This is a genomic window from Phyllobacterium sp. P5_D12, assembly GCF_054049495.1.
This window is the reverse complement of record NZ_JBFUMG010000225.1, coordinates 1-6,897: the sequence shown is the minus strand read 5'-3', so window position 1 is coordinate 6,897 and position 6,897 is coordinate 1. Positions and strand designations below refer to the sequence as shown.

7 protein-coding genes are annotated in these 6,897 nt (G+C 58.5%); 6 read left to right on the top strand and 1 reads right to left on the bottom strand.

Features of this window, described 5'->3' with window-relative positions:
• From ACXJ5O_RS15240 to ACXJ5O_RS15215, 6 genes are all read left to right on the top strand, one after another.
• Positions 1 to 1,098, top strand: a 1,098-nt coding sequence (locus ACXJ5O_RS15240; protein ID WP_457300622.1) for a sugar ABC transporter ATP-binding protein, incomplete at its 5' end; no start/stop codon positions are given.
• Positions 1,095 to 2,090 (top strand): ABC transporter permease, encoded by a 996-nt coding sequence (locus ACXJ5O_RS15235; protein ID WP_457300621.1) that lies wholly within the window; start codon positions 1,095 to 1,097, stop codon positions 2,088 to 2,090. The genes ACXJ5O_RS15240 and ACXJ5O_RS15235, both read left to right, overlap by 4 nt.
• Complete coding sequence (locus tag ACXJ5O_RS15230) at positions 2,087 to 3,064, top strand: ABC transporter permease (protein WP_457300620.1); 978 nt, start codon at positions 2,087 to 2,089, stop codon at positions 3,062 to 3,064. The genes ACXJ5O_RS15235 and ACXJ5O_RS15230 overlap by 4 nt, the downstream gene beginning before the upstream one ends.
• A complete protein-coding gene (locus ACXJ5O_RS15225; RefSeq protein ID WP_457300619.1) occupies positions 3,064 to 4,080 on the top strand; it encodes an aldose epimerase family protein in 1,017 nt (338 codons plus the stop codon). The genes ACXJ5O_RS15230 and ACXJ5O_RS15225 overlap by 1 nt, the downstream gene beginning before the upstream one ends.
• A gap of 55 nt (positions 4,081 to 4,135) precedes the next feature.
• Positions 4,136 to 5,452, top strand: a complete 1,317-nt coding sequence (locus ACXJ5O_RS15220; RefSeq protein WP_457300618.1) for an NAD(P)H-dependent oxidoreductase — start codon at positions 4,136 to 4,138, stop codon at positions 5,450 to 5,452.
• A 232-nt stretch (positions 5,453 to 5,684) separates the two neighbouring features.
• On the top strand, positions 5,685 to 6,044 hold the full coding sequence (locus ACXJ5O_RS15215) for a hypothetical protein (protein ID WP_457300617.1): 360 nt from the start codon (positions 5,685 to 5,687) through the stop codon (positions 6,042 to 6,044).
• Here ACXJ5O_RS15215 and kynA read toward each other — a convergent pair.
• Complete coding sequence (gene kynA, locus ACXJ5O_RS15210; RefSeq protein WP_457300623.1) at positions 6,041 to 6,880, bottom strand: tryptophan 2,3-dioxygenase; 840 nt, start codon at positions 6,878 to 6,880, stop codon at positions 6,041 to 6,043. The two genes, ACXJ5O_RS15215 and kynA, sit on opposite strands and share 4 nt — an antisense overlap.
• Positions 6,881 to 6,897 lie beyond the last annotated feature (17 nt).

The following is a 6,897-nucleotide window of genomic DNA, read 5'->3' as shown; positions in this document are numbered from 1 at the left end:
CAGCAGATGGTGGCGATTGCGCGTGCCATCGGTTTTTCGGCAAAGCTCGTTATCATGGATGAGCCTACCTCCTCGCTCGACGAGCGTGAAGTCGCTGTGTTGTTCAATGTTATCCGGCAGTTGAAGCAGGACGGCGTTTCAGTTGTTTTCGTCAGCCACAAGCTGGATGAGCTTTATGAGGTTTGCGACCGCGTCACCATCATGCGCGATGGCCGGACCGTAAAGACTGCGGCCATGAACGAGATCGACAAGATCGGCCTTGTTTCCGCAATGCTCGGGCGCGCCATCGAACGCGCCGAGGGCCACGCCACGGCATTCAGCGATCGCGACGAAAAGAAGATCGGCAAGGTGCTGCTGTCAGCCGAGAACCTCGCAATCAACCAGATCGTGCAGGACGTATCGTTCAATGTGCGGACCGGAGAGATCGCCGGGTTTGCCGGACTTCTTGGCGCGGGGCGTACGGAAACGGCTCGGCTGGTCTTCGGCATCGATCGCCCGCGTGCGGGCACAATGATATTCAACGGGCAGGCGTTCGATCCGCATAAGCCTTCCGATGCCATCGCCGCTGGCATGGGATTTTGTACCGAAGATCGCAAGAGCGAAGGCATCGTCCCCGAGATGAGTGTTGCAGAAAACATGATGCTGGCGCTGATGCCGAAGCTCAGCAAATCCGGTGTCATCGATGAGAAGGCGCAGCGCGACATCGTCGAGCGGTTCATCCGGCAACTCGGCATCAAATGCTCCGGCCCGGACCAGAAGGTGCGCGAACTTTCCGGTGGCAATCAGCAGAAGGTCCTTCTCGGCCGCTGGCTGGCGATGAACCCGCGCTTGCTCATTCTCGACGAGCCGACGCGCGGCATCGATGTCGGAGCCAAGGGCGAGATTCAGGCGCTTATCAAGACGCTGGCCGACCAAGGGCTTGCGGTTCTGATGATCTCCTCCGAACTCGAAGAGGTGATTGAGGGCGCCGATCGTGTGTTCGTCCTGCGCGAAGGCATCAGCGTTGCTGAATTCGATCGCGATGAGGCAACCGAAGACGCCGTCATGTCCGCGATGGCACACGGCAGCGCGCCGACTATCGCGGAGGCTGCACCATGACAGATACTGCGCGGCAACAAAACATATCGCAACCGTTCGACCCATTCGATTTCATGGCGCGCTACGGTACCTTGATTGCGCTGGCTCTGCTCATCCTGTTTAACTTTGCTTTCACCCGCAACTTCGCCACGATGCAGACGCTTAATGTCAATCTCACGCAGGTTTGCACTATTGTCATCGTTGCCGTCGGCATGACGCTCGTCATCGCGACCGGCGGCATCGATCTTTCCGTCGGATCGCTCATGGCGATCTCCGGCGCGCTTGCGCCGATGATCTTCCTCGGCAAGATTGTTCCCATCGACAATGTTGCTCTTGCCGTGGCGGCGGCCATGTTTATCGCGGTTGGTGTTGCGGGCTTGTTTGGCCTGTTCAATGGCTGGCTGATCGCCAGGTTTCGCATCCAGCCCATCGTTGCGACGCTGGTTCTGTTCATTGCTGGCCGCGGCATTGCCCAGGTATTGACCAACGGCAATCTCCAGACATTCCGCGTTCCGCAATTTCAGTGGATCGGTCTTGGCCGCCTCTTCGGCATTCCCGTGCAAGTCGTGCTTATGGTGCTCCTGGTGACCGCTGCCGCATGGATGTTGAAGCGCACGGTTTTCGGCCGTCAGATCATCGCCATTGGCGGCAACGAACGTGCGGCAGAGCTTTCCGGTGTTGCGGTCTCGAGGGTGAAGCTCGTCGTTTATACGATCAGCGGCCTTTGCGCCGGGATCGCTGGTCTCGTCGTAATCGCCATCAATTCCTCCAGCGACGCCAATCTGGTCGGTATGGGCATGGAACTCGATGCCATCGCGGCGGTTGCTGTTGGCGGCACGCTTTTGAGCGGCGGCAAGGCGACCATTGTCGGCACGCTGCTTGGTGCGATGACGATCCAGCTGGTGCGCTACACGCTCCTTGCCAATGGCGTGCCCGATGCTGCGGCCCTCGTGGTCAAGGCGGGCATCATCGTGCTAGCCGTCTGGATACAGCAACAGGGCAGGCGCGCATGACGAGATCCCGTTTGATCTCTTTGCTTGGCAGCTATGGTGTCGTTCTGGCACTGCTGCTGCTCATCCTCTTTGGATGGGCACGCTATGATTATTTCCTCGGCTTTTTCAACATCACCAGCGTTCTGCGCTACAATTCCATGTTCGCGCTCGTGGCTCTCGGCATGTGCTTCGTCATCATGACCGGCGGTATTGATCTGTCCGTCGGTTCGACTGCTGCGCTGGGCAGTGTCGTCGCGGCGCTCGCCAGTCCGCAGGGCGCCTGGATYGGCCTTGGAGCCGGGGTCGGCGCCGGGCTTTGCGTCGGCCTGATCAATGCAATTCTCGTCACGCGGTTGAAGATCATGCCATTCGTCGCGACCCTTGCCATGATGCTGGCGGCAAGCGGTACCGCGCTTCTCCTCGCCGACAACCAGTCCGTGTCGGTATCGTATGAAAGCGGATTCACGTCGATCGGCCAGGACAATTTCCTCGGCTTTCCAATACCTGCCTGGATTGCGATCATGGCCTATGTGATTGGCTGGGTTGTTCTGAATTTCACCAGTACCGGGCGGGGCGTGCTCGCCGTCGGCGGCAACGAAGATGCAACGCGGCTGATGGGCCTTCCCGCTGATCGCATCAAGTTTCTCGTCTATCTTGCGAGTGGCGGTCTTGCCGGGCTTGCAGGCGTCATCCTCGCGTCGCAGTTCGGCGCAGGGCAGCCGATCGAGGGTGTCGGCTGGGAACTCTTCGCGATCGCCGCGGTGGTCGTCGGCGGAACCCTGCTGACCGGCGGTGTCGGTTCTGTCGGGGCCACGCTTGCCGGTGTGCTGCTGCTTGGCATCCTCTTCAATGTTCTGAACTTCGAGAACGGCAAGGGCTGGATCTCGCTCTCCGCCTATTGGCAATCGGTCATACGCGGCCTGTTCCTGCTGGTCGTCGTGATCTTGCAGGCAAAACTTTCCTCGCGCGGCAGCGTCGCTGTCAGGGATTATTGATGCGTGACAATGCGCAACCAGAGCTATTCGGCACGTTTCAAGGCGAACCGGTATTCCAGGTAACGATCCGTTCATCTGCCGGGGCCGTTGCCAGAATTTTGAACTGGGGTGCCGTTATCAGGGATCTGCAAATTCCCTTGAGCGATGGGATACTCCAGCGCGTCGTTCTGGGTTTCGATGGCTTTGACGACTACCCGGCTCTTTCACCCTATTTCGGTGCACTTGTCGGCCGCTACGCCAACCGTATAGCCGGAGGGCGTTTCCCGCTCGATGGAAAAACTGTTCAGCTCGACCTTAATGAACATGGCGTCCAGACCTTGCACGGAGGCAGCGGCGGGGTTTCGCAGCGCCTGTGGACCATTGCCGGCTGGAGCCAGTCTTCTGTCACCCTTTCAATCAATCTGCCAGATGGCGATCAGGGCTTCCCCGGCAACATGGATGTGCACTGCACCTACAGCCTCGATGACCTCACGCTTTGTGTTGAAGTCGAGGCGGTTACTGACGCGCCAACCGTCGCAAATTTTGCCCAGCATTCCTATTTCAATCTCGACGGGTCCAGCGATATTCGCGACCATCGCTTGCGGATCCTCGCCGACGCCTATACGCCCGTTGATGGAAGCCTTATTCCCACTGGTGAAATCACCGGGATTGATGAAACGGCCTATGATTTTCGCCTGCCGCGCCGGATAGGCACGAGTGGCTCAACCCTCTACGATCATAATTTCGTCCTGAGTGAGCCAATGAGCGATGGTATGCGTTTTGCAGCCTCGCTCGTGGCGGGTAATGGCCTTGCCATGCAGGTCCACACGAGCGAGCCCGGCCTGCAATTCTATGATGGGGCAAAAATATCTGCCGTTACCGCGATTGGCGCCGTGCACTATGGTCCACATGCCGGCCTCTGCCTTGAAGCGCAGCATTTCCCGGACAGTCCGAACCAGCCGCAGTTTCCGGGTACGATCCTTCGCCCCGGCGAGACGTATCGCCAGCGTACGGAGTTTCGTTTCCACAACGTCTAACTTGCCAATCACAATTTCGCGTCCTATGCCGGTCTGCAGCAAAGTGGAGGCATTGATGGCTACGAATGTTGCATTGACGGGATTGGCGCGGGATATGCAGGCGCGGGCGGATACGGGCCGTCCGATCCGCATCGGCCTGATCGGTTCGGGCGAGATGGGCACTGATATCGTCACGCGCGTGGCACATATGCCCGGCATCGAGATCGGGGCGATTTCCGAACTCAATTTGCCCAACGCGATCAAGGCTGTCGACATCGCCTACCAGGAACAGGGCCATTCGCGCGAGGTGTCGAATGCGTCGGCGCTTACCGCGGCAATGGAAGCCGGCAAGATCGCCGTCACCAATGATGCCGGTCTCATCCTTGAGAACGAGCTGATCGATGTGGTCATCGATGCGACCGGGGTGCCGGCGGTCGGGGCCGAGATCGGCTTGAAAGCAATGGAGCACGGCAAGCATCTGGTCATGATGAATGTCGAGGCGGACGTGACCATCGGCGCCTATCTGAAGAGCGAGGCCGACCGGCTCGGCGTCACCTATTCGCTCGGCGCCGGCGATGAACCGTCCTCGTGCATGGAGCTGATCGAGTTCGTCTCGGCCATGGGCCATCCGATCGTTGCCGCCGGCAAGGGCAAGAACAACCCGCTCAACATCGATGCGATACCCGATGATTACGAAGAAGAAGCCAGACGCCGCCACATGAATGTGCGCATGCTGGTCGAATTCGTCGATGGCTCGAAGACCATGGTGGAGATGGCGGCGATCGCCAATGCCACCGGGCTTGTCCCCGACAAGCCGGGCATGCATGGCCCGGCGGCAACGCTTGACCAGTTGTCGAAGGTGCTCGTGCCGGAAAAGGATGGCGGCGTGCTGTCAAGGGTCGGCGTCGTCGACTATTCGATCGGCAAGGGCGTGGCGCCGGGTGTCTTCGTCGTTGCCGACATGTCGCATCCACGCATCTCGGAGCGCATGGAAGATCTGAAGATGGGCAAGGGTCCGTACTTCACCTTCCATAGGCCCTATCACCTGACCTCGCTCGAGGTGCCGCTGACCTGCGCCCGTGTCGTGCTTTACGGCAAGGCCGACATGGTGCCGCTGGCCAAGCCGGTTGCCGAGGTCTGCGCCGTCGCCAAGAAGGATCTGAAACCCGGCGACAGGCTCGATGCGATTGGCGAATATTGCTACCGCGCGTGGATCATGACGGCGGGCGAAGCACGCGTCGCCGGCGCCATCCCTTGCGGCCTTTTGCAGGGCGGCAGCGTCACGAAAGCCATCAGGAAGGGCGAACTCATCACCAGCGCCAACGCCGCCCCCGCGCAAGGCTCCAGGATCGTTGAACTCCGCGCCCGCCAGGACAAATTGGTTTATGGGTGAGAATCAGAGTCTATGAGTTACTCAGCCGTCCGGATCTAATCTCGGACGGCTTTTATTTCGCCTTCGTAACGAGTTGTCTATTCTGTTGTAAAAACAAGACTTTATCTGAATCTCACTTTTTTGTAAAACCGCAAATTTATCTGTGCAAAACTTCCCTCTCCTTGAAAAAGACCGGTTCGCCAACAATATTAATAAATGGTTAACGCTTTTGAGTCTTTGCTAGGAGCATGTAGTGCCGGCATATCAGGTCAAATTCGCTTATCTGACAAAGTATAAACAGACAYGTCATCTGTTTCACCAACTCGTCATCGCCGATGATGAGGCAAGTGCATTGGCGCGCGGTCGCCAGTTGATGAACAAGCGCTCTCCCAATGCGCGTATCGTGCACGAATCATGCGTGCTGCGCCCGGACAGTTCCGAGGTGGAAAGCGCCACGGCGCAAGGTTGGACCCTCAACGATAATTGGTGGTCCCGTCCCATCAAACCCGATGATGATCTTGCCGCAATCGCCAAGCATGGTTTTGCGCACAGCAACCATATCCACGCCAAATCTGCCGTGGATTGCGTCGCTATCGACAAACGGGCGGCCTAAAGGTTCGTTCTCACGCTCCACAATTCCGGGAACAGCACCACTTCCAGCATCTTGCGCAAGTAGTTGACGCCGGATGTTCCGCCGGTGCCGGTCTTGAAACCGATGATGCGCTCGACTGTCGTCACGTGGTTGAAGCGCCAGCGGCGGAAATAATCTTCGAAGTCCACCAGCTTTTCCGCCAGTTCATAGAGCGGCCAGTGGTCTTCCGGATCGCGGTAGATCACCAGCCACGCGTCACGCACGCTGTTGTTCGGCTGATAGGGCAGCGAGCAGTCGCGTTCCAGCACTGATTGGTCGATAGCAAAGCCCTTGCGCGCCAAAAGCCGGATAGACTGGTCGTAAATGCTTGGTGCATGCAGGAATTCGTCAAGCCAGGCGTGGATATCCGGCTTGTGCTCGTGCGGGCGCATCATCGCGGCATTTTTGTTGCCGGCGAGGAACTCGATCGCCCGGTACTGGAATGACTGGAACCCCGAAGACATGCCGAGCGCTTCGCGGAAGGTCGTATATTCGCTGGGCGTCATTGTCCTCAAGACGTCCCATGCCGAGTTCAACTGGTCGAGAATGCGCGAGACCCGCGCCAGCATCTTGAAGGAGGGCGCGAGATCATCCCTTGCGATGTGGTCGCAAACCGAAGTCAGTTCGTGGATAACGAGCCGCATCCAGATTTCGGACGCCTGATGCTGTACGATAAACAACATCTCGTCATGGGCAGCGGAAAGGGGCGTCTGCGCCGTCAGTATCTTGTCGAGCCGCAGATAGTCGCCATAGGACATACGTCCCTCGAAGCGCATCTGCGCGCCTTCATTTTCCGGATCATAGGGGGTGCGTATCACGTTACGGCTCCCCTGAC

Bases quoted from the DNA above. Each gene is read 5' to 3' on its own strand.
- ACXJ5O_RS15225 (WP_457300619.1), top strand. From the start codon at position 3,064: ATGCGTGACAATGCGCAACCAGAGCTATTCGGCACGTTTCAAGGCGAA.
- ACXJ5O_RS15235 (WP_457300621.1), top strand. From the start codon at position 1,095: ATGACAGATACTGCGCGGCAACAAAACATATCGCAACCGTTCGACCCA.
- ACXJ5O_RS15220 (WP_457300618.1), top strand. From the start codon at position 4,136: ATGGCTACGAATGTTGCATTGACGGGATTGGCGCGGGATATGCAGGCG.